This window comes from Nocardioides sp. (assembly GCF_041600255.1).
Classification (GTDB): Bacteria; Actinomycetota; Actinomycetes; order Propionibacteriales; family Nocardioidaceae; genus Nocardioides.
Genome location: NZ_JBFIKK010000066.1, coordinates 1 through 18,698, shown reverse-complemented (window position 1 = coordinate 18,698; position 18,698 = coordinate 1). Strand labels below are relative to the sequence as shown.

20 protein-coding genes and 2 tRNA genes are annotated in these 18,698 nt (G+C 70.4%); 14 read left to right on the top strand and 8 right to left on the bottom strand.

The genetic code is table 11. The annotated features are described in order from the left end of the window. The 3 genes from ABZE72_RS09615 to ABZE72_RS09605 form a co-directional block, all read right to left on the bottom strand. Nucleotides 1-774: metal ABC transporter permease (locus ABZE72_RS09615; RefSeq protein ID WP_372728804.1), on the bottom strand; the 774-nt coding region annotated here is incomplete at its 3' end. Beyond that, nucleotides 771-1,568 (bottom strand): metal ABC transporter ATP-binding protein, encoded by a 798-nt coding sequence (locus tag ABZE72_RS09610; protein ID WP_372728803.1) that lies wholly within the window; start codon nucleotides 1,566-1,568, stop codon nucleotides 771-773. The genes ABZE72_RS09610 and ABZE72_RS09615, both read right to left, overlap by 4 nt. Further along, complete coding sequence (locus ABZE72_RS09605) at nucleotides 1,565-2,428, bottom strand: metal ABC transporter substrate-binding protein (RefSeq protein WP_372728802.1); 864 nt, start codon at nucleotides 2,426-2,428, stop codon at nucleotides 1,565-1,567. The genes ABZE72_RS09610 and ABZE72_RS09605 overlap by 4 nt, the downstream gene beginning before the upstream one ends. A gap of 63 nt (nucleotides 2,429-2,491) precedes the next feature. Here ABZE72_RS09605 and ABZE72_RS09600 point away from each other — a divergent pair, with 63 nt between their 5' ends. The 10 genes from ABZE72_RS09600 to ABZE72_RS09555 all read left to right on the top strand — a co-directional run bounded on the left by ABZE72_RS09600 (nucleotide 2,492) and on the right by ABZE72_RS09555 (nucleotide 12,051). Next, nucleotides 2,492-2,812: an antibiotic biosynthesis monooxygenase family protein gene (locus tag ABZE72_RS09600; protein ID WP_372728801.1), complete on the top strand. Its 321-nt coding sequence runs from the start codon at nucleotides 2,492-2,494 to the stop codon at nucleotides 2,810-2,812. A 49-nt stretch (nucleotides 2,813-2,861) separates the two neighbouring features. Further along, nucleotides 2,862-4,274 (top strand): glycine--tRNA ligase, encoded by a 1,413-nt coding sequence (locus ABZE72_RS09595; protein WP_372728800.1) that lies wholly within the window; start codon nucleotides 2,862-2,864, stop codon nucleotides 4,272-4,274. Nucleotides 4,275-4,299: 25 nt separating this feature from the next. After that, entirely contained in the window at nucleotides 4,300-5,028 is a 729-nt protein-coding gene (locus ABZE72_RS09590) for a hypothetical protein (RefSeq protein WP_372728799.1), read from the top strand. Nucleotides 5,029-5,071: 43 nt separating this feature from the next. Continuing rightward, the gene (dusB, locus tag ABZE72_RS09585; protein WP_372728798.1) at nucleotides 5,072-6,211 is read left to right on the top strand and encodes a tRNA dihydrouridine synthase DusB; all 1,140 of its coding nucleotides are present in this window, start codon (nucleotides 5,072-5,074) and stop codon (nucleotides 6,209-6,211) included. A gap of 139 nt (nucleotides 6,212-6,350) precedes the next feature. Then, nucleotides 6,351-7,214 (top strand): hypothetical protein, encoded by an 864-nt coding sequence (locus ABZE72_RS09580; RefSeq protein WP_372728797.1) that lies wholly within the window; start codon nucleotides 6,351-6,353, stop codon nucleotides 7,212-7,214. Between the two features lie 37 nt (nucleotides 7,215-7,251). After that, a complete protein-coding gene (locus ABZE72_RS09575; protein WP_372728796.1) occupies nucleotides 7,252-8,529 on the top strand; it encodes a deoxyguanosinetriphosphate triphosphohydrolase in 1,278 nt (425 codons plus the stop codon). Then, nucleotides 8,526-9,440, top strand: a complete 915-nt coding sequence (locus tag ABZE72_RS09570) for a 2-hydroxyacid dehydrogenase (protein ID WP_372728795.1) — start codon at nucleotides 8,526-8,528, stop codon at nucleotides 9,438-9,440. Before ABZE72_RS09575 ends, ABZE72_RS09570 begins: the two co-directional genes overlap by 4 nt. Before the next feature lie 43 nt (nucleotides 9,441-9,483). After that, on the top strand, nucleotides 9,484-11,397 hold the full coding sequence (dnaG, locus tag ABZE72_RS09565; protein WP_372728794.1) for a DNA primase: 1,914 nt from the start codon (nucleotides 9,484-9,486) through the stop codon (nucleotides 11,395-11,397). Beyond that, nucleotides 11,397-11,900: a hypothetical protein gene (locus ABZE72_RS09560; protein WP_372728793.1), complete on the top strand. Its 504-nt coding sequence runs from the start codon at nucleotides 11,397-11,399 to the stop codon at nucleotides 11,898-11,900. The genes dnaG and ABZE72_RS09560 overlap by 1 nt, the downstream gene beginning before the upstream one ends. 78 nt (nucleotides 11,901-11,978) lie before the next feature. Continuing rightward, a tRNA-Asn gene (locus ABZE72_RS09555) sits at nucleotides 11,979-12,051 on the top strand. Between the two features lie 71 nt (nucleotides 12,052-12,122). Here ABZE72_RS09555 and ABZE72_RS09550 read toward each other — a convergent pair. The 3 genes from ABZE72_RS09550 to ABZE72_RS09540 form a co-directional block, all read right to left on the bottom strand. Then, entirely contained in the window at nucleotides 12,123-12,404 is a 282-nt protein-coding gene (locus ABZE72_RS09550) for a hypothetical protein (RefSeq protein WP_372728792.1), read from the bottom strand. 29 nt (nucleotides 12,405-12,433) lie between these two features. After that, complete coding sequence (locus ABZE72_RS09545; protein ID WP_372728791.1) at nucleotides 12,434-13,645, bottom strand: hypothetical protein; 1,212 nt, start codon at nucleotides 13,643-13,645, stop codon at nucleotides 12,434-12,436. A gap of 62 nt (nucleotides 13,646-13,707) precedes the next feature. Beyond that, complete coding sequence (locus ABZE72_RS09540; protein ID WP_372728790.1) at nucleotides 13,708-14,457, bottom strand: PIG-L deacetylase family protein; 750 nt, start codon at nucleotides 14,455-14,457, stop codon at nucleotides 13,708-13,710. Between the two features lie 158 nt (nucleotides 14,458-14,615). Here ABZE72_RS09540 and ABZE72_RS09535 point away from each other — a divergent pair, with 158 nt between their 5' ends. The 4 genes from ABZE72_RS09535 to ABZE72_RS09520 all read left to right on the top strand — a co-directional run bounded on the left by ABZE72_RS09535 (nucleotide 14,616) and on the right by ABZE72_RS09520 (nucleotide 17,042). Beyond that, entirely contained in the window at nucleotides 14,616-15,545 is a 930-nt protein-coding gene (locus ABZE72_RS09535; protein WP_372728789.1) for a phosphotransferase, read from the top strand. A 32-nt stretch (nucleotides 15,546-15,577) separates the two neighbouring features. Continuing rightward, nucleotides 15,578-15,949, top strand: coding sequence for a hypothetical protein (locus ABZE72_RS09530; protein ID WP_372728788.1), 372 nt, complete (start codon nucleotides 15,578-15,580; stop codon nucleotides 15,947-15,949). A 31-nt stretch (nucleotides 15,950-15,980) separates the two neighbouring features. Continuing rightward, entirely contained in the window at nucleotides 15,981-16,895 is a 915-nt protein-coding gene (locus ABZE72_RS09525; protein WP_372728787.1) for a glycosyltransferase family 2 protein, read from the top strand. Nucleotides 16,896-16,968: 73 nt separating this feature from the next. Next, a tRNA-Ile gene (locus ABZE72_RS09520) sits at nucleotides 16,969-17,042 on the top strand. A gap of 277 nt (nucleotides 17,043-17,319) precedes the next feature. Here the strand turns inward: ABZE72_RS09520 and ABZE72_RS09515 are convergent. Then, nucleotides 17,320-17,592 (bottom strand): hypothetical protein, encoded by a 273-nt coding sequence (locus ABZE72_RS09515; RefSeq protein ID WP_372728786.1) that lies wholly within the window; start codon nucleotides 17,590-17,592, stop codon nucleotides 17,320-17,322. Between the two features lie 241 nt (nucleotides 17,593-17,833). Further along, complete coding sequence (locus tag ABZE72_RS09510) at nucleotides 17,834-18,493, bottom strand: potassium channel family protein (protein ID WP_372728785.1); 660 nt, start codon at nucleotides 18,491-18,493, stop codon at nucleotides 17,834-17,836. Nucleotides 18,494-18,698 lie beyond the last annotated feature (205 nt).

The window sequence follows — 18,698 nt, the reverse complement described above, 5'->3', positions numbered from 1 at the left end:
GGCTAGGGAGAGCAGCACGATCGCCGGCCCGGACGCGACCTGGGCCTGCGTGGACAGCACGGCCGAGACCAGCAGGCCACCCACGGAGGCCAGGGTCCCCAACACCATCGCGGCGACCAGGGTGGTTCGGAACGAGCGGGTCAGCTGCTGGGCGGTGGCCACAGGCACCACCATCAGCGCCGAGACCAGGAGCAGGCCGACCGTCCGCATCGCGACCGTCACCGAGACGGCGGCGAGAACGGCGACCAGCACGTTGTAGGCGCGCACCTGCAGCCCGGCGACCCGGGCGAACTCCTGGTCCTGCGCGACGGCGAAGAGCTGGGGCGACAGCCCGACGGCGACCACGATGATCACGGCGGCCAACAGCATCGTCACCAGCACGTCGTTCCAGGACGTGGTCAGGATGGAGCCGAAGAGGTACTGCTGCAGGCTTGCCGCGCTGCCACCGTCGAGCCCGATCAGCAGGACCCCGCCGGCCAGACCGCCGTAGAAGAGCAGAGCGAGAGCGACGTCGCCGTTGGTGTGGCCACGCTCGCGGATCACCTCGATCAGCACTGCGCCGAGCACCGCCACGACGATCGCCGTCCAGGTGGGGGACGTGCCGGTCAGCAGTCCGAGGGCGACCCCGGTGACGGCGACGTGACCGATCCCGTCGCCCATCAGCGCCAGACGACGCTGGACGAGGTAGGTGCCGACGGCCGGAGCGGCCAGGCCGGTGAAGAGGGCGGCGAGCAGGGCGCGCTGCATGAAGTCCAGGCTGAGCAGGTCCGTCATCGTGCCTCCCCGGCGACGTCGAGGGGGGAGGCCACGTGGGGTGCATGGTCGTGTCGTCGTGACGACGGGTGGTGGTGGGTGTGACCCTCGCCGAACGCCGGGTCGTGCACCTCGTGGTCGGCCAACGGGGGACCGTCGTAGGCCACCCGGCCGTGGCGCATCACGATCGCCCGGTCGACGAGGTCGGCCAGGGGGCCCAGCTCGTGGGCCACCAGCACGATCGTGGCACCCCGTCGCTTGAGCTCGCCCAGGGCCTCGGCGAGTGCCTGCTGGTTCGGCAGGTCGACGCCGGCGGTGGGTTCGTCGAGGAAGAAGAGGTCGGGCTCCCCGGCGAGGGCGCGCGCGATCAGGGCCCGCTGCTGTTGACCGCCGGAGAGCTGGGCGACGCCGTCACGCGCCCTCTCGGTCAGACCCACGACCGCCAGCGCGTCGGCGATCGCGGCCTTGTCGGACCGGGAGAGGGGGCGCAGCAGGCGGCGCCGAGTGAGTCGACCGGACGCGACGACCTCCCACACCGAGGCGGGCACGCCGGACGTGGCGCCCATCCGCTGGGGCACGAAGCCGATCCGGTGCCACGCGTCGAACTCGTCGAACGGCGTGCCGAACAACCGCAGGCTCCCCGTCGCGAGCGGGCGCAGCCCGGTCAGGGCGCGGACCAGGGTGGACTTGCCCGATCCGTTGGCGCCCATCAGGGCGAGGAATTCGCCGGACTCGACGCGCAGGTCGATCGAGCGCAGGATCGGGCGACCGCCGATGGCCACGGCGCCGCCTACCAGCTCGATCGGCGAACTCATGTGCGGCAGCCGTTCGCCTTCGCCAGGGCAGCGAGGTTCTGCCGCATCAACGAGAGGTAGTCCTCGCCCGAGGTCTCGGGGCTGAGACCCTCCAGCGGGTCCAGGACGGCGGTACCGATCCCCATGTCGTCGGCCAGGCTCTGGGTCAGCCGCGGCGACGCGAGCCGCTCGGTGAAGACGGTGGTGATGCCCTCGGTGCGGATCAGGGTCTGCAGCTGGGAGAGGCCGGTGGCGGTCGGCTCCGCGTCGGGGGAGAGGCCGGCGACCGGGGCGAACTCGAGGTCGTAGCGGGTCAGGTAGCCGAAGGCGTCGTGGGAGACCACCACCGTACGGCGCTCGCAGTCCGCGAGCTCGCGCCGGTAGTCGGCGTCCAGGCTCTCGAGGTTGCCGCGCAGCTCCGCGGCGTTGCTCTCGTAGACCCCGGCATTGTCGGGGTCGAGCTCCGCGAGCCGGTCGGCGACGCTGTCGGCGAGCGTGGCCATCTCCAGCGGGTCCAGCCAGAAGTGCGGGTCGAGCTCGCCGTCGGGCAACCGGCGCAGGTCGACCGTGGCGGCAGCGTCGATGACCGCGCCGGTGGCGTTCTGCTCGATGGTCTCGTCCACGGCCGGCTGGAAGCCGGCCTGGTGGATCACCAGGTCGGCCCGGGCGACAGTGGCGGTCTGGCCGACACTCAACGAGAGGTCGTGCGGCTCGGCCCCGGGCTGCGTGAGGTTCTCCACCTCGGCCAGTCCGCCGGCGACCTGCTCGGCGACGTAGGCCAAGGGGTAGAAGGCGGTGGCGATGGTCGGCTCTTCGTCGTCCCCGGTCGTCGAGGAGCATCCGGCGGTGGCGAGCAGAGCGAGGGTCAACAGGAAACGCATGAGAATGATTCTCAGACAGAATGAGAATGGTTGTCAAAAATTCACTCACGCTAGGTTGTCCGCGTGCTGGTGGTGAGCAGGTTCCGCGTGGACGAGACGACGGTCGAGCAGTTCCGGGATGGTCTCGAGCGGGCCCGGGCCGCGCTCGCCGCGTGCGCCGGGTACGTGGAGGGGACGGTCGGACGCAACGTCGACGACCCCGGCCTGTGGACCCTGGTCACCCGCTGGGAGAACGTCGGGGCCTACCGCCGGGCCCTCTCGTCGTACGACGTGAAGCTGAACGCCGTCGCCGTGCTCAGCCGGGCCGTCGACGAGCCGAGTGCCTACGAGATCGTCGAGCCCGGAGGCGACCTGAATGTGCAGCAGAGCCGGTCGTTAGGCTGACCCCTCCAGACCGGCAAACCAGCCGGCCGTGAACGCTCAGGAGCACCCCGTGGCCAAGCCGCCGCCCACCGCCGTCGACCACGTCGTCTCGCTCGCCAAGCGCCGGGGCTTCGTCTACCCGTGCGGAGAGATCTACGGCGGCACCCGCTCCGCGTGGGACTACGGCCCGCTCGGCGTGGAGCTCAAGGACAACATCAAGCGCCAGTGGTGGAAGTCCATGGTGCAGATGCGCGACGACATGGTCGGTCTCGACTCCAGCGTCATCCTGCCCACCCAGACCTGGGAGGCCAGCGGCCACGTCGCGACGTTCTCGGACCCGCTGACCGAGTGCCAGTCCTGCCACAAGCGCTACCGCGCCGACCACCTGCAGGAGGAGGCCGCCGAGAAGCTGGCCAAGAAGGGCGGCGAGGAGGTCAACCCCGACGACGTCGACCTGACCACGCTGGTCTGCCCCAACTGCGGCACCCGGGGCGCCTGGACCGAGCCCCGTGAGTTCTCCGGCCTGCTCAAGACCTACCTCGGCGTGACCGCGGACGAGTCCGGCCTGCACTACCTGCGTCCCGAGACCGCCCAGGGCATCTTCCTGAACTTCGCCAACGTGGTGACCACCAGCCGGCAGAAGCCGCCCTTCGGCATCGCCCAGATCGGCAAGTCGTTCCGCAACGAGATCACGCCCGGCAACTTCATCTTCCGCACCCGCGAGTTCGAGCAGATGGAGATGGAGTACTTCGTCAAGCCCGGCGAGGACGAGGAGTGGCACCAGTACTGGATCGACGAGCGCACCAAGTGGTACGTCGACCTGGGCATCGACCCGGAGAACCTGCGCCACTTCGAGCACCCGACCGAGAAGCTGAGCCACTACTCGAAGCGGACCGTCGACATCGAGTACCGCTTCAGGTTCGCCGGCTCCGAGTGGGGTGAGCTCGAGGGCATCGCCAACCGCACCGACTTCGACCTCAGCACCCACGCCAAGCACTCCGGCGCCGACCTGAGCTACTTCGACCAGGCCAACAACGAGCGGTACACGCCCTACGTCATCGAGCCGGCGGCCGGTCTCTCGCGCAGCCTGATGACCTTCCTGGTCGACGCCTACACCGAGGACGAGGCGCCCAACACCAAGGGTGGCGTCGACAAGCGCACCGTGCTCAAGCTCGATCGTCGCCTCGCGCCGATCAAGGTCGCGGTGCTGCCGCTGAGCCGCAACGCCGACCTGTCGCCGAAGGCCAAGGCGCTCTCGGCCGAGCTGCGGGCCAACTGGAACGTGGACTTCGATGACTCCGGGGCCATCGGGCGTCGCTACCGCCGTCAGGACGAGATCGGCACGCCGTACTGCGTGACGGTCGACTTCGACACGCTCGACGACAACGCCGTCACCGTGCGCGAGCGCGACACCATGCAGCAGGAGCGGATCAGCCTGGACGGCATCACGTCGTACTTCGCCGAGCGTTTCGTCGGTTGCTGAGGGATTGCTCGTGCAGACTCGTGTCATGACGTCTGGTGTGCACCGCCTGGTCGGGCTGTCCGTGGTCGCCGTCCTCGCCCTGAGCGGGTGCTCGGGGGAGGACGACCCGTCGTCGGAGCCGTCGGCGACGGCCTCGGTGTCCGGATCGGCGTCGGCCTCGGTGTCGGCCAGCCCGGCGGAGCCGTACCTGCCGGTGCCGGCGGGCGTGACCCTGACCGACCCCGGCACCGAGCTCAGCGTGGGCGACGACGCCGTGGTGGCCTTCGAGCCGCGCCAGAAGAAGGTCGGCGTGCTGGACATCACGGTCACCAAGCTGGAGCAGACGACCTTCAAGAAGTCCTTCCAGGGCTGGAAGCTCGACGCCACGACGCGCCGGTCCACGCCGTACTTCGTCCAGGTGCGCGTCGAGAACGTCGGTGACTCGGAGCTCGGTCGCACGCCGATCCCGCTCTACGTCGTCGACGGCAACAACACGTTGATCGAGGCGTCGACGTTCGCGAGCACGTTCCGGCCCTGCCCGAGCAAGCCGCTGCCCCAGGAGTTCGCGCCGGGGGACCGGACGAAGGCCTGCCTGGTCTTCCTGGCTCCCGACCAGGGCGAGCTGACCTCGGTGACCTTCCGGCCGACCCAGCAGTTCAACCCGATCACCTGGATCGGCGAGATCGAGAAGCTCGGCGAGAAGAAGGGCACGAAGGACAAGAAGGGCGGCGCCAAGAAGAACGCCCAGAAGAAGGGCGGCACGAAGAAGGGCTGAGTGCGGTTTTCCGCATCGCCCGCCTCGCCGGGACAATGGAGCCATGTCCGTCCTGCCTTCGTCACTGACCCTGGGGTCGCTCACCGTCGACACGCCGGTGGTGCTGGCGCCGATGGCGGGCATCACCAACGCTGCCTACCGCCGGCTCTGCGCCGAGCAGGGCGCCGGCCTCTACGTCTGCGAGATGATCACCTCCCGGGGGCTCGTGGAACGTGACGAGACCACCCGGAACATGCTGGTCTTCGACGAGCTGGAGACCGTCCGGTCGGTCCAGCTCTACGGCACCGACCCGGTCTACGTCGGCAAGGCCACCGAGATCCTCTGCGCCGAGTACGGCGTGGCCCACATCGACCTCAACTTCGGCTGCCCCGTCCCCAAGGTGACGCGCAAGGGCGGGGGTGGAGCGCTGCCGTGGAAGCGGGGTCTGCTCGCCGAGATCCTGGCCGCCGCCGTCGCCGCGGCCGCGCCGTACGACGTCCCGGTGACGATGAAGACCCGCAAGGGGCTCGACGACGACCACCTGACCTACCTCGACGCCGGCCGGATCGCGCAGGAGGCCGGGTGCGCGGCCATCGCCCTGCACGGCCGGACAGTCGCCCAGGCGTACTCCGGTCAGGCCGACTGGGAGGCGATCGCCGCCCTGGTGGATCACGTGGACATCCCGGTGCTCGGCAACGGCGACATCTGGGAGGCCGCGGACGCGATCCGGATGGTCCAGCAGACCGGTGCCGCCGGCGTCGTGGTCGGTCGCGGCTGTCTGGGGCGCCCCTGGCTCTTCCGGGACCTCGCGGCCGCCTTCGCCGGCGAGGAGGTGGCCACGCTGCCGACCCTCGGCGAGGTCCGCGACGTGATGCGGCGGCACGCCGAGCTGCTCTGCCAGCACATGGGGGAGGAGCGCGGCTGCAAGGAGTTCCGCAAGCACGTCTCCTGGTACCTCAAGGGCTTCGCCGCGGGCGGCACGCTGCGGCGCTCGCTGGCGCTGGTGGAGACCCTCGCCGGCCTCGAGGTGCTGCTCGCCGAGCTCGACCCCGACGAGCCCTTCCCGGTGCTCGAGCTGGGCACGCCGCGCGGACGGCAGGGGTCGCCCCGCAATCGCGTCGTGCTGCCCGAGGGATGGCTCGACGACACCGACGGACGTGGCTCGCACCAGCAGGAGGATGCGACCGAGGTCACGGGAGGGTGACCGGGAACACCCATGAAATAAGGGGTCTCGATTGGCAGCCCCTTGTGAAGTTGTGTCACGGTGGGCACCGTTGCAGTTTCGTTACATAGCGGAACCGCCCCCTCGGAAGCCCTGTCGTCAACAGCAAAGGATCAGCGCTGTGGCCATTCGCCACAAGCGGGACACCAATGCCCGCCGTACCCCCAAGGCCGCTTACATCGCCGGCCCACTCGCAGCCCTGGCGACCGGAGTCACCGTCACCCTCGGTGTCGCCGGCGCCAGCCCCGAAGCAGCCCTCGACCTGACGACGGCTGCCGGCCTCGCGAACCCGGTCGACATCAGCGACCGCTCCGAGACCGTCTCGCGCGACAGCTCCCGCGAACGCGCCCAGTTCCAGCGGACGTTCGACAAGAACATGGAGCGCACGGCGACGATGAAGGCGATCCGCCGCGCTGACACCAAGCTCTGGACCACGGCTCCGCTGAACCTGTGGACCGACGAGACCAAGAAGGCCAAGAAGCTCGGCGTGATCAAGGCCGGCAAGAAGGTCCTGGTCACCGGTCGCAGCGCCGCCGGCCGCAACGAGATCGTGCTCGACGGCAAGACGCGCTGGGTGACCAAGGGTTACCTCTCGGAGAGCAAGCCCGTCAGCAGCCCGGGCGCTCCCGCGGCCTCGGCCAACTGCACCAACGGCACCTCCGTGCCCTCCGGCGTCAGCCCGAACATCGCCGCGGTGCACCAGGCCGTGTGTGCCGCCTTCCCGGAGATCGGGGTCTACGGCACCTTCCGCGGTGACGGTGAGCACGCCCAGGGTCGAGCCATCGACATCATGGTCAGTGGCAGCCGCGGCTGGCAGGTCGCCGAGTTCGTCCGCGCCAACTACTCCGCGCTCGGCGTCAGCTACCTCATCTACAGCCAGCGCATCTGGTCGGTGGAGCGCAGTGCTGAGGGCTGGCGCGGGATGTCGGACCGTGGGTCGACGACGGCCAACCACTACGACCACGTGCACGTCACGACCTACTGACGCGGGGTTGTCGGCGGGGCTGAGTAGTCTCGCCCCGATGAACTCCCTGGACCAGTACGACGCTGCCGCGCGTGAGCGCCTCGTCGACGAGCCACCCAAGCGGGTGGACGCTCCTGAGCGCACGCCCTTCGAGCGCGACCGGGCCCGGGTGGTGCACGCGGCGGCCTCGCGGCGGCTGGCGGCCAAGACCCAGGTGGTCGGCCCGCAGAGCGACGACTTCGTCCGCAACCGGCTGACGCACAGCCTCGAGGTCGCCCAGGTGGCCCGGGACCTGTCCCGAGCCCTGGGCAGCCAGCCCGACATCGCCGAGACCGCGGCCCTGGCCCACGACCTGGGCCACCCGCCGTTCGGGCACAACGGCGAGCGGGTGCTGGCCGAGCTGAGCGAGGAGTGCGGCGGCTTCGAGGGCAACGCCCAGACCCTGCGGCTGCTGACCAGGCTCGAGGCGAAGACCTTCGACGCCGCCGGGCGCTCGGTCGGGCTCAACCTGACCCGGGCCACCCTGGACGCCTGTACCAAGTACCCGTGGACCCTGGCCGACGCCGAGGACCCCCAGGGCGTGCACGCGGACGGCTCACCCCGGGTGATCCGGAAGTTCGGTGTCTACGACGACGACGTCCCGGTCTTCGCCTGGCTGCGCGCCGGGGTCGACGGGCGGGCCCAGTGCCTCGAGGCCCAGGTGATGGACCTGGCCGACGACGTCGCCTACTCGGTGCACGACATCGAGGACGGCATCGTGGCCGAGCGGGTGGACCTGACCCGGCTGGACCGGCCGGCGGTCTGGGCCACGGTGCGCGACTGGTACCTGCCCGAGGCCTCCGACGACCTGCTCGACGACGTGCTGGACGACTTGCGACGCCAGGGGAGCTGGCCCACCTCGCCGTACGACGCGAGCCGGCGGAGCCTGGCCGCGCTGAAGAACCTGACCAGCGACCTGATCGGCCGGTTCTGCGGGGCGGTCCAGGCGGCCACCTTCGCGCAGAGCGAGGGCCCGTTCGCGCGGTACGGCGCCCACCTGGTCGTCCCGGAGCGCACGGCGCTCGAGATCGGCGTGCTCAAGGGGATCGCCGCCTACTACGTGATGCAGGCTGACGACCGGGTCGAGGCGATGGGTCGCCAGCGCGAACTGCTGGCCGAGCTGGTCGCCCTGCTGGCGCACCGGGGCCCCGACGCGCTGGACCGGATGTTCGCCGACGACTGGCACGCCGCGGCCGACGACTCCGACCGGTTGCGGGTGATCATCGACCAGGTCGCCTCGCTGACCGACGCCAGCGCGGTCGCCCTGCACGCGCGGCTGACCGCACGGCCGTCATGACCGCGCCGCTGGTCTGGTTGCCCTTCGACCCGGCCCGACTCGGCGACCCACCCGACACGTTGCGGTACGAGGTCGTGGACCCGACGGTCGAGGTGCCGCCGAGCGTCGCCGAGGTCGAGTTCTACGTGCCGCCGTACGCCATGAACAGCTCGGTCGCCCGGGTCCTGTCGCAGACCTCGAGCCTGCGGGTCGTGCAGACCCTGACCGCGGGCGTGGACCACGTGCGCGCTGACCTGCCGGCCGGCGTCACGCTCTGCAGCGGCCGAGGGATCCACGACTCCTCCACCGCCGAGCTGACGCTCACCTTGATCCTGGCCTCGCTGCGCGGGATCCCCGACTTCGTCCGCGCCCACGATCGTCGCGCGTGGGCGCCCGCCTGGCGCCCGGCGCTGGCCGACAGGCGTGTGCTGCTGATCGGCTACGGCGCGATCGGTGCCGCGATCGAGGCCCGCTTGCTGCCGTTCGAGACCGAGGTGGTCCGGGTGGCCCGGCGGGCCCGTGCCGGCGTCCACGCCATCGAGGAGCTGCCCGACCTGTTGCCCGAGGCGGACGTGGTGGTGTTGATCGTGCCGCTGACCGAGGCGACCCGCGGGCTGATCGATGCGGCCGCGCTGGCCCGGATGAAGGACGGCGCGCTGCTGGTGAACGTCGCCCGCGGAGGAGTCGTCGACACCCCGGCGCTGCTGGCGGAGCTCGCCACCGGCAGGTTGCACGCGGCGGTGGACGTCGTCGACACCGAGCCGCTGCCGGACGACCACCCGCTCTGGGAGGCCCCGCAACTGCTGATCTCCCCGCACGTCGGCGGGATGAGCAGCGCGATGTGGCCCCGGGCGCACCGCCTGGTCCGCGACCAGCTGCACCGCTTCGCGGCGGGGGAGCCGTTGGCGAACGTGATGACCGGGGAGTACTGACCATCGGCGACCGCAGCGGCGCGCCGCCCGTAGACTCCGCCCCGTGGTAGGCCGGATCAAGGACGAGAGCATCGCCGAGGTGCGGGAGAAGGCGCGCATCGACGACGTCGTCTCCTCCTACGTCACGCTGCGCAACGCCGGCGGCGGCTCGCAGAAGGGGCTGTGCCCGTTCCACGACGAGAAGTCCCCGTCCTTCCACGTCACCCCCGCCCGCGGCTTCTACCACTGCTTCGGCTGCCAGGCCGGTGGCGACGTCATCAACTTCGTGATGCAGATCGACGGCCTGACCTTCGCCGAGTCCGTGGAGCGACTGGCCGACAAGTACGGCGTGCAGCTGCGGCGCGAGGAGGGCGACATCCGCCACGACCGGCCCAAGGGGCCGGCCCGTCAGCGGTTGATCGAGGCGCATCGGGTGGCGCAGGAGTTCTACGCCGATGCCTTGGCCGGCCCGGAGGCCCAGCTCGCCCGCCAGTTCCTGGTCGAGCGGGGCTTCGACCAGGGTGCCGCCGAGACCTTCGGGATCGGCTTCGCTCCGAGCGACGGTGACGCGCTGCTCAAGCACCTGCGCCAGAAGGCCTTCACCGACGAGGAGACCATCGCGGCCGGGCTGGTCGCGGTCGGGCGCTCGGCGTACGACCGCTTCCGGGGGCGGCTGCTCTGGCCGATCCGGGACTCCAGCGGCGACACGATCGGCTTCGGTGCGCGCAGGATCTTCGACGACGACCGGATCGAGGCGAAGTACCTCAACACGCCGGAGACCGCGATCTACAAGAAGAGCCAGGTCCTCTACGGCATCGACCTCGCCCGACGGGAGATCGCCCGCTCCTCGCAGGCGGTCGTCGTGGAGGGCTACACCGACGTGATGGCCTGTCACCTCGCCGGCGTCGGCACGGCGGTCGCCACCTGCGGCACGGCCTTCGGCGACGACCACTCCCGGGTGCTGCGACGTTTCCTGCACGACCATGAGGAGTTCCGGGGCGAGGTGATCTTCACCTTCGACGGCGACGCGGCGGGTCAGAAGGCGGCGCTGCGGGCCTTCGGCGGCGACCAGAACTTCGTCTCCCAGACCTACGTCGCGGTCGAGCCGACCGGGATGGACCCGTGCGACCTGCGGATCAAGTCCGGCGACGCCGCGGTGCGCGAGCTGGTCGCCCGACGGGTGCCGCTGTACCGCTTCGTGCTCAGCAACGTGGTCGGCAAGTACGACCTCGACCGGGCCGACGGCCGGGTGGACGCACTGCGCGAGGCCGCCAAGCTGGTCTCGAGCATCCGCGACAAGTCCAAGGTGGACGCCTTCTCCCGGGAGCTGGCGGGGATGATCGGGATCGACATGGAGGAGGCGCGCAGCGAGGTGCGTCGCGCCGCCAACCGGCCCGCGCCCAGCCCGCGCCCGGACCATCGGGCCGACCAGCGGGCCGAGCAGCGCGCGGCCGAGGCTGCCTCGGGCGCACCCCAGCCGCCGCCACGCGCCCAGGTGCCGGACCCGCGCGACCCCCGCTTCTCGATGGAGCGCGAGACGTTGAAGCTGGTGCTCCAGCACCCGATCGCGATCGGACGACTCACCAGCGAGATGGGGGCCAACGACTTCACCCACCCGACGTACCGGGCGGTGTGGGAGCTGGTGGAGGCGGCCGGCGGTCCGGTGGCCGGCGCCGGCGACCCGGGGTGGGCGACCAGTCTGCGGGCGACCGCGGCCGACCCGGCGGTCTCGTCGGCGATCAGCGCGCTCAGCGTGGAGCCGGTGCGCACCGCCAAGGAGCCCGACGCCGGCTACGTCGCCATGCACGTCTTCCGGCTGCTGGAGCTGACCGCGATGCGCCGGATCGCCGACGTGAAGTCGCGACTCCAGCGGACCAACCCGGTGGAGAACGCCGCCGAGTACAACCGCATGTTCGGCGAGCTCGCCGCCTTGGAGCAGCACCGCCGCACCCTGCGCGACCGCTCCGTGGGTGCCTGATGCGGCTGCGTCGTCGGGGGCCGGTCCTCGCCGTGGCTCCGGGGGAGAAGCTGCTCGCCTCGATCGAGGTCGAGGGCGGGGTCGTCGGTGGCACGAGGGACGCCTGCTACCTGGGCATCGGCGCCGCCGACGCTGAGCCGGTGCGGATCCCGTGGGAGCAGGTCGAGGCTGCCGACTGGGATCGCGACACCACCACCCTGCGGATCAGCGAGGTCGGCACGTGGGGGGTGCCCCGGCCGGTCCACGAGCTCGTCGTGCCCGAGCCCGGGACGTTCCTCCAGCTCGTCCGGGAGCGGGTCACGGCCAGTGTCGTGCTGCAACGCCACGTGCCGATCGAGGGCTCGCGAGGCGTCCGGGTGATCGCCCGTCGGGCTCCTCGAGGCGACCAGCCGGTGCAGTGGGTCTACGAGTTCGACGAGGGCGTCGACCCGTCACTTGTGGTTGTCCAGGAGGCCGCTGAAGCAGCGTTGCGGGCGGCCCAGGAGGAGCTCGGCCTCGGCTGACACGCCTCCGCAGGCCCACGGGGCATCCCGATTTTTCCTCGGGAACCGACCTTGCTAATCTGTGCGGGCTGCACCCGATCCCCTGTAGCTCAACTGGCAGAGCATTCGACTGTTAATCGGAGGGTTGTTGGTTCGAGTCCAACCGGGGGAGCAGATGAACCGGGCCCGACACGCGCATCGCGCAGGTCGGGCCCGGTTCTTTGTTCGTCGAGGTGAGTGATGTCAGAGCTGCGGCGTGGACGTCGCCCGCAGCCGCTCCTCGACACCCTTGACGCCGCACAGGACCGCAGCCGTGCCGGCGCCGATCGACATCAGTACGGCGACGGCCAGCCAGGCGCCGGTCTCACCGGTCCAGGCGGAGCCGTCGCGGAGCAGGTGGGCCATCCGCCACCAGGCCAGCACGCCGATCACGAGCGCGCTCCAGGCGAGCATCCACAGCTCGGAGGCGCTCAGGCCGGGGAGCGTGGTCGCGGTGTCGTCGTGGGGTCCGAGAGTCTCGTTCATGACGGCACAGTAGACCCGGGGGTGGCGGCTCAGTCGCCGTCCCCCGAGAGGGTCCGACGCTGCCGGCCCAGCACCCGCTCGAGGACGCCCGGCCTGCCGCGCCGCCTGGGCCGCGTCTCGGCGGGGCTGCCGCGCTCGGGGCTGCGTCCGTCGGGGTCGGCCTCGGGGTCCGACGACGTCTCGGGGCCGCGCTGGCGCCGGATGGCTCCGGCGGTCACCCCCAGGATCGCCTGGACGGCGGTGTCGATCGGGACCGTCACCGGCGGGGGTACGGCGGCGTCGTCGGCGCTCCCGGCGGCCGGGGTGCGCAGGTCCTCCAGGTCCCCGATCACCCGAACGCCGAGCCCGCGCAGCCCCTCGATCCGCCGGGCGCTCAACTCCTCGAGGAGGTCGGCGGCCCAGGCGGGCACCGGCGGCACCCGGTCCTCGCCCGCGGGGAACGGACGGTCGACCAGGGTCGGGATCAGGCCCCGGCTGAAGAGCGTGTGCCAGTCGACGTCGTCGTGCGGGACGTCGGCCAGGGCGATGTTGACCGCACGGACCAGCTCGACCTCCTGGTAGCTCATCGACCGGTTCGCTCGCGTGTCCTCGGTGCGCAGGACTCCGTCCGGCACGCCGAGCAGCGCCTCCATGACGGCGAGCAGCTGGCGTGGGTCCTGCTCGCTCTTGACGACGACGGTGAGGTGCTCGGCGCCGACCACGTCGGCCCACCGCCGCACGAGCGACACCGTGTCGTGCGGCACCCACACGCCGTGCGGGTCGGCGGATCCGGGGGGCCCCGCCTCCAGTACGGCGCGCAGCCAGTCGTCGTACGACCAGTGCTTGCCCGCCTTGATCCGTTGCTGCCACTGCGAGGGGAGCAGGCGGTCGTAGCGCCGGGCGACGGTCGCGACGTGGGGGCGCGCACCGCCGAGCTCCTCGACGACCCGACGCACGGCGCCGCCGGTGAGGCGGCCGAAGTTCTCGTAGCTGATGCACACGCGCTGATCGCCGATGTCGGCGATCTGGCGCTTCAGGGTCTCCCACTCGGCCGGCCTGGGCGGTACGGCGCCGCGACCCATTCCGAAGCCCAGCCCGGCACCGATCGCGCGCGTCGGCTTGAGCGCCGGCCCGGGGTAGATCACGCCGTGCTCGCGCAGCTGCTCGCGCGAGGCGTGCATCGCCGACTGGACGGCGGTCGACCCCGTCTTCTGCGGGCCGATGTGCAGCAGGTGCGTGCCGGCCGGGAGTGGATCGATCACGGGGGCGACAGTAACGGAGGGGCGCGCCCCTGTGCCGGGTCCGTCGTGGACGAACACCCTCGTCAGGAGCCCCACCCCATCGGGAACACCTCGAAGGCCGCCCCCATCGTGGTGCCCAGCCGCGCGCCGGTCGGACGGGCCATGCCTTCCAGGAACTCCCGGGCGTCGAAGTCCTCCCAGCCCAGGCCGTCGATGTAGGCGCGGTGGGCCTCCAGGGACGCCACGCCGGCGTCGAACGTGTCGGTGGTGTCGACGCCGTGCTTCGCGAGCGGCGAGCCGGAGGCCCAGACCGCGCCCACGTCGCCCCAGGGTTCGAGGCCGTCGACGAGCTGGTCGTGGAAGACCCACCGGTTGCCGGCGTCGCGGACCGCGTCGAGCACGGCCCGGCCGACCGCGATGTGGTCGGCCTGGTTGAGGTTCTCCCCACCCCAGGTGTCGCGGAAGTTGCCGGTGATCACCACCTCGGGCCGGTGGCGTCGTACGGCGCGCGCGATCACGGCCCGCAGCGGGACGCCGTACTCCAGGATGCCGTCGGGTTGGCCGAGGAAGTCGACGGTGTCGACGCCGACGATCCGGGCGGACTCGACCTGTTCGGCCTCGCGCAGGACCCGGCACTCCTCGGGCGGCAGGGCATCGATGCCGGCCTCACCGCTGGTCACCATGGCGTAGACGACCTGCTTGCCCTGGCCGGTCCAGCGGGCGATCGCGGCCGCTGCCCCGAACTCCAGGTCGTCGGGGTGGGCCACGACGCACAGCGCGCGCTCCCAGTCCTCGGGCAGGTGCTCCAGCTGGTCGGCCGTCGGCTCGCTCATCCCTCGAGGATGCCACTGCGCAGGCCTTGCCGGGAGGGGTCGGGGCCGGTTGTCTGGGATGCATGGCGAGGAACAGGTTCGCGTCCCTGACCGATCGGCTGCCGTCGACCACCGCACGGTGGGAGAGCCCGGAGTTCCGCCGGAGGTTGCACAGGTGGGTGACCGAGCAGGTGGGCGAGCTGACCTCGCTGGAGCCGGTGAAGACCCGCCCGTGGGCCACGGTGTGGCGTGCCGAGACGCCGAACGGCGTCTTCTTCGCCAAGCAGAACTGCGCCCCCCAGTCGTTCGAGGCGGCGCTGCTGACCGAGCTGGTGTCGCTGGTGCCCGACGCGGTGGTGCCGCTCGCGGTGACCGACCTGGAACGCGGCCTGATCCTGACCCCGGACCAGGGACCGGTCTTCGGGTCCGTCGTGGATCAGGACATCGACGCCTGGTCTCGGATGCTGGCGGCGGCGGCCCAGCTGCAGCGCGACGTCGCGCCGTACGCCGACCGGCTGGAGCGAGCCGGGGCCGTGCCGCTGCGGCCGTCGGAAACGGCCGTCTACGTGGGGGAGCGCTTGGGTGGGTTCGCAGCGCTGGCCGAGGACGATCCACGTCGAGTGCCCACCGAGCAGCTGGATGCCCTGCGCGACCTCGTGCCGCAGGTGGAGCGGTGGGCGGAGCAGGTGGGCGAGCTGGGGCTGCCGCTGACGCTCTGCCACAACGACCTGCACGGCAACAACGTCTTCGACCGGGACGGGCAGCTGCGGTTCTTCGACTTCGCCGACGCGATGCTGATGGAGCCGTTGGCGAACCTGCTGATCCCGCTGAACGTGCTCAAGCACGGGCTCGACGCGGAGCCGGACGACCCCCGGCTGTGGAAGGTGGCCGACGCAGCGTTGGGCGTCTGGACCGACATGAGACCGCTCTCCGTCCTTCGCGAGGCGCTGCCGGCGGCCCTCCAGCTCGCCAAGCTGGCCCGGGCCGAGTCGTGGATCCGGTGCACGGCACCGATGGACGACGGGGAGCTGGCCGAGTGGGGTGACTCGGGCGCGTACTGGCTCGGGGCCCTGCTGGACCCGCCGCCGCTGCGCCGGCTCGAGGACTGACGGGTCTTGGTCGGCTCAGTAGCGTGACGAGCATGAGCTACCGACTGAGCCGCCTGATGTCCACCGCCTCCGCCGGGTACGCCGGCTTCGCCCTCGCCAACCCGCGTCACCTCGGGGAGGCGATGCAGGTCGACTCCGACGACCTGACGGGCTACGACCTGCTGGCCCAGACGTACGGCGCGCGGGACCTGGCGATCAGCTCGCTCGGCATCTTCGGCCGCTCCGGCAAGACCGTGAAGGCAGCCATGCTGGCGCGGATCGCCTTCGACCTGGGTGACGCCGCGGTGCTGTCCCGGCGTACCGACGACGAGGACGTGCGCCGCAAGGTCCTGGCGGTGACCCTCGGCTGGGCCGCGCTCAACACCCTCGCCCTGCTCGTGGACTCCGCTCGCGCCGACGACTGATCGGCGCCCATCCTCGCTAAGGTCTGCCTCCATGAGCGGCCCGCTGATCACCGTGTTCACGCCGACGTACAACCGCGCCCACACGCTGCCACGCCTCTTCGCCTCCTTGGGTCAGCAGACCATGACCTCGTTCGAGTGGTTGGTCGTCGACGACGGTTCCACCGACGGCACCGAGGAGGTCATGGAGCGGCTCGCAGCCGAGGCCACTTTCCCGGTCCGTTACGTCAAGCAGAGCAATGGCGGCAAGCATGCCGCCACCAACCGGGGAGTCCGGGAGGCGGCCGGTGAGCTCTTCCTGACGCTGGACTCGGACGACTGGCTGCTGCCCGAGTCGCTGGAGCGCTTCGCGCACCACTGGGCGAGTGTCCCGGACCAGTCCCGCTTTGCCGCGGTCACGGGGCTCTGCCAGACACCCGAGGGTGAGGTGCTCGGCTCCCGTTTCCCGCAACCGGTCGTCGACTCGAACAGCCTGGAGATCCGGTACCGCCACGGGGTCACCGGGGACAAGTTCGGCTTCACCCGGACCGACGTGATGCGGCAGTTCCCCTTCCCCGAGGGCGAGCACGACTACGTGCCCGAGGGAATCGTGTGGAACGCCATCGCGGGCCGCTACCTCACGCGGTACGTCGACGAGCCACTGCAGGTCAAGGACTACCAGGCCGACGGGTTCACGACGGGTGGTCGAGCAGTCGGGGCCGAGGGCATGGCGCTGTACTACCGGGAGCTGATTCCGGTCGCCCTGCCGTACTTGTGGCGACAGCCGAAGGAGCTCCTGGTCTCGGCGAGCAACTACTCACGGTTCGCCCTTGTTGCGGGGGAGTCGGCATGGGGCGCCGTCGCCCGGATGCAAGGTCTTCTCCCGAGATTGGTGGTCGTGCTGACACTCCCACTCGGCTGGCTGCGGGCCCGCAGACAGGTGAAGCGTCAAGCCTCCTCGGGTGCCTGAACGTCTGCCGCACGCCCGGAACCGTTGTCGGCCCGGGCTCCGACTAGGCTCTGCGCCGCGGGGGTGACCCCGAGGGGCGGTAGCTCAGTCGGTTAGAGCAGAGGACTCATAATCCTTGGGTCGTGGGTTCGAGCCCCACCCGCCCTACAAATCTGACCTGCGGGGATAGGTCACGGTCTATGTTCAAATGAGAGGCGAGGGACTAACGAGGGACTAACCGGGCTGGATTTGCCCGCCAACCCTCGCCGCGCGCAGCTCAGCCCGCTGCTCCCTGGCCCTCCTGAGTGCCGTCTCCAGATCTCTCGACACCACCGCCGCCCGCCGACGCACGGTCTCGCGTCGCAGCCTTCGGCGGCGCCTCCCAACCAGCCGCGCCTTGATGAACGCGCACGGAGTTGAACGGGCCGCAGTGGACAACGCTGCGCTAGAAACCGTGCTCGAAGACGCGTTGCTCCTGGAGCAACGCGGTCGACTTGAGCTTCATGGTGCAAACCTCATGAGTGGTTCGATGTGTCCCGTACGACATCGGTTGTGGATCGTTCTTACCCGTCTTCGCCTCAACCAAGGCGGTCCAAGAACGCACGCCACGAGAGACACGGATGAGGCCGTCGGGGTAGCAGCGCTTGTCGCCGAGCATGAACGGCACTTCGATGAACGTTTCCCCGGTGCCAGAGATCGAGCCCAGTGGCGCAAGCACGGCCTTGCTGAATTACTTGACGACGCTCATCACGGCCAGTACCGCAGAGGTTACGCGCCGCTCTTGCTCCTCTGAACCTTAAATGCCGGATGTGGGAATGAGTCGAGCCTCGTGCCAGGTTTCGTCAGCCATCGTGGAGCCCCCCGAGAGCGGGGGATTGCGTCCAAGAACCTTAGTTCTGCGGTTCCTTTGGTCGCAGGATGATCCGTTCTTTCCTGGTTCGTCGCTCCTCCCAACGGCTTCATTCCGCTCGCTGGGACTTATTCGGCTCTCTTGAGGCTTCGGTGTCGACCTGTGCCACCATCCATCCGGTGATGCTGGCGATGACGGCTCCGACCGTCGCGATGCCCACCACCATCAAAGCCACCGCGATGAGTCGGCCAGCAGCGGTCACGGGGAACCGGTCGCCGTAGCCCACGGTCGTGACCGTGGTCGCAGACCACCAGAGCGCGTCGCCAAACGTCGTGATGTTGGCGCCGGCGGCGTCCTGCTCGACGTCCAGAACTGCGATCGCCGCGAGCACGGCGGACATGAGAGCGGCGCCCAGGACGTAGGTGCTGACCCGCCCGACCAGGGAGGAGGTCGCTGACCGGTTCAAGATGCGAGCCAGCGCCAGGAGTCTCAGCAGGCGTAGTGGTCGAAGCATTGGCAGGACGATCAGCGCGAGGTCGTACCAATGGGATCGCACGTAGGACCATCGAGTGTCGGCGAGCACGATCCGCACCAGAAAGTCGACTGCGAACGCCACCCATACCGACCAGCCGGCGACCTGCAGCATCGTCGCGAGATCTGCTGGAAGCCGGGGGTCGAGGACGGGCCAGGCGTACGCCACCAGAAAGGCGACTGCGAGGAGGAGAAGTGGAACTTCAGCACGTCGTTCCCAGCGTTCGACCCGAGTCATGGTTGGCAGGCTACGCCCGGCTGCGGCATCTTCAGCGAACTCCGTGGGCGGCGCGACTGCTACCTTCCGCCCATGAGAGGAGCGTCCATGACCTCGACGAACCCGCCGTGGCGCACGGTCCCCCTGGCCGGTGACTACGGACGGCCCGGCCCACGACCGCGCGGTGAGGTGGACTGGCACCAACACGCGCAGACCGTGCCGATCG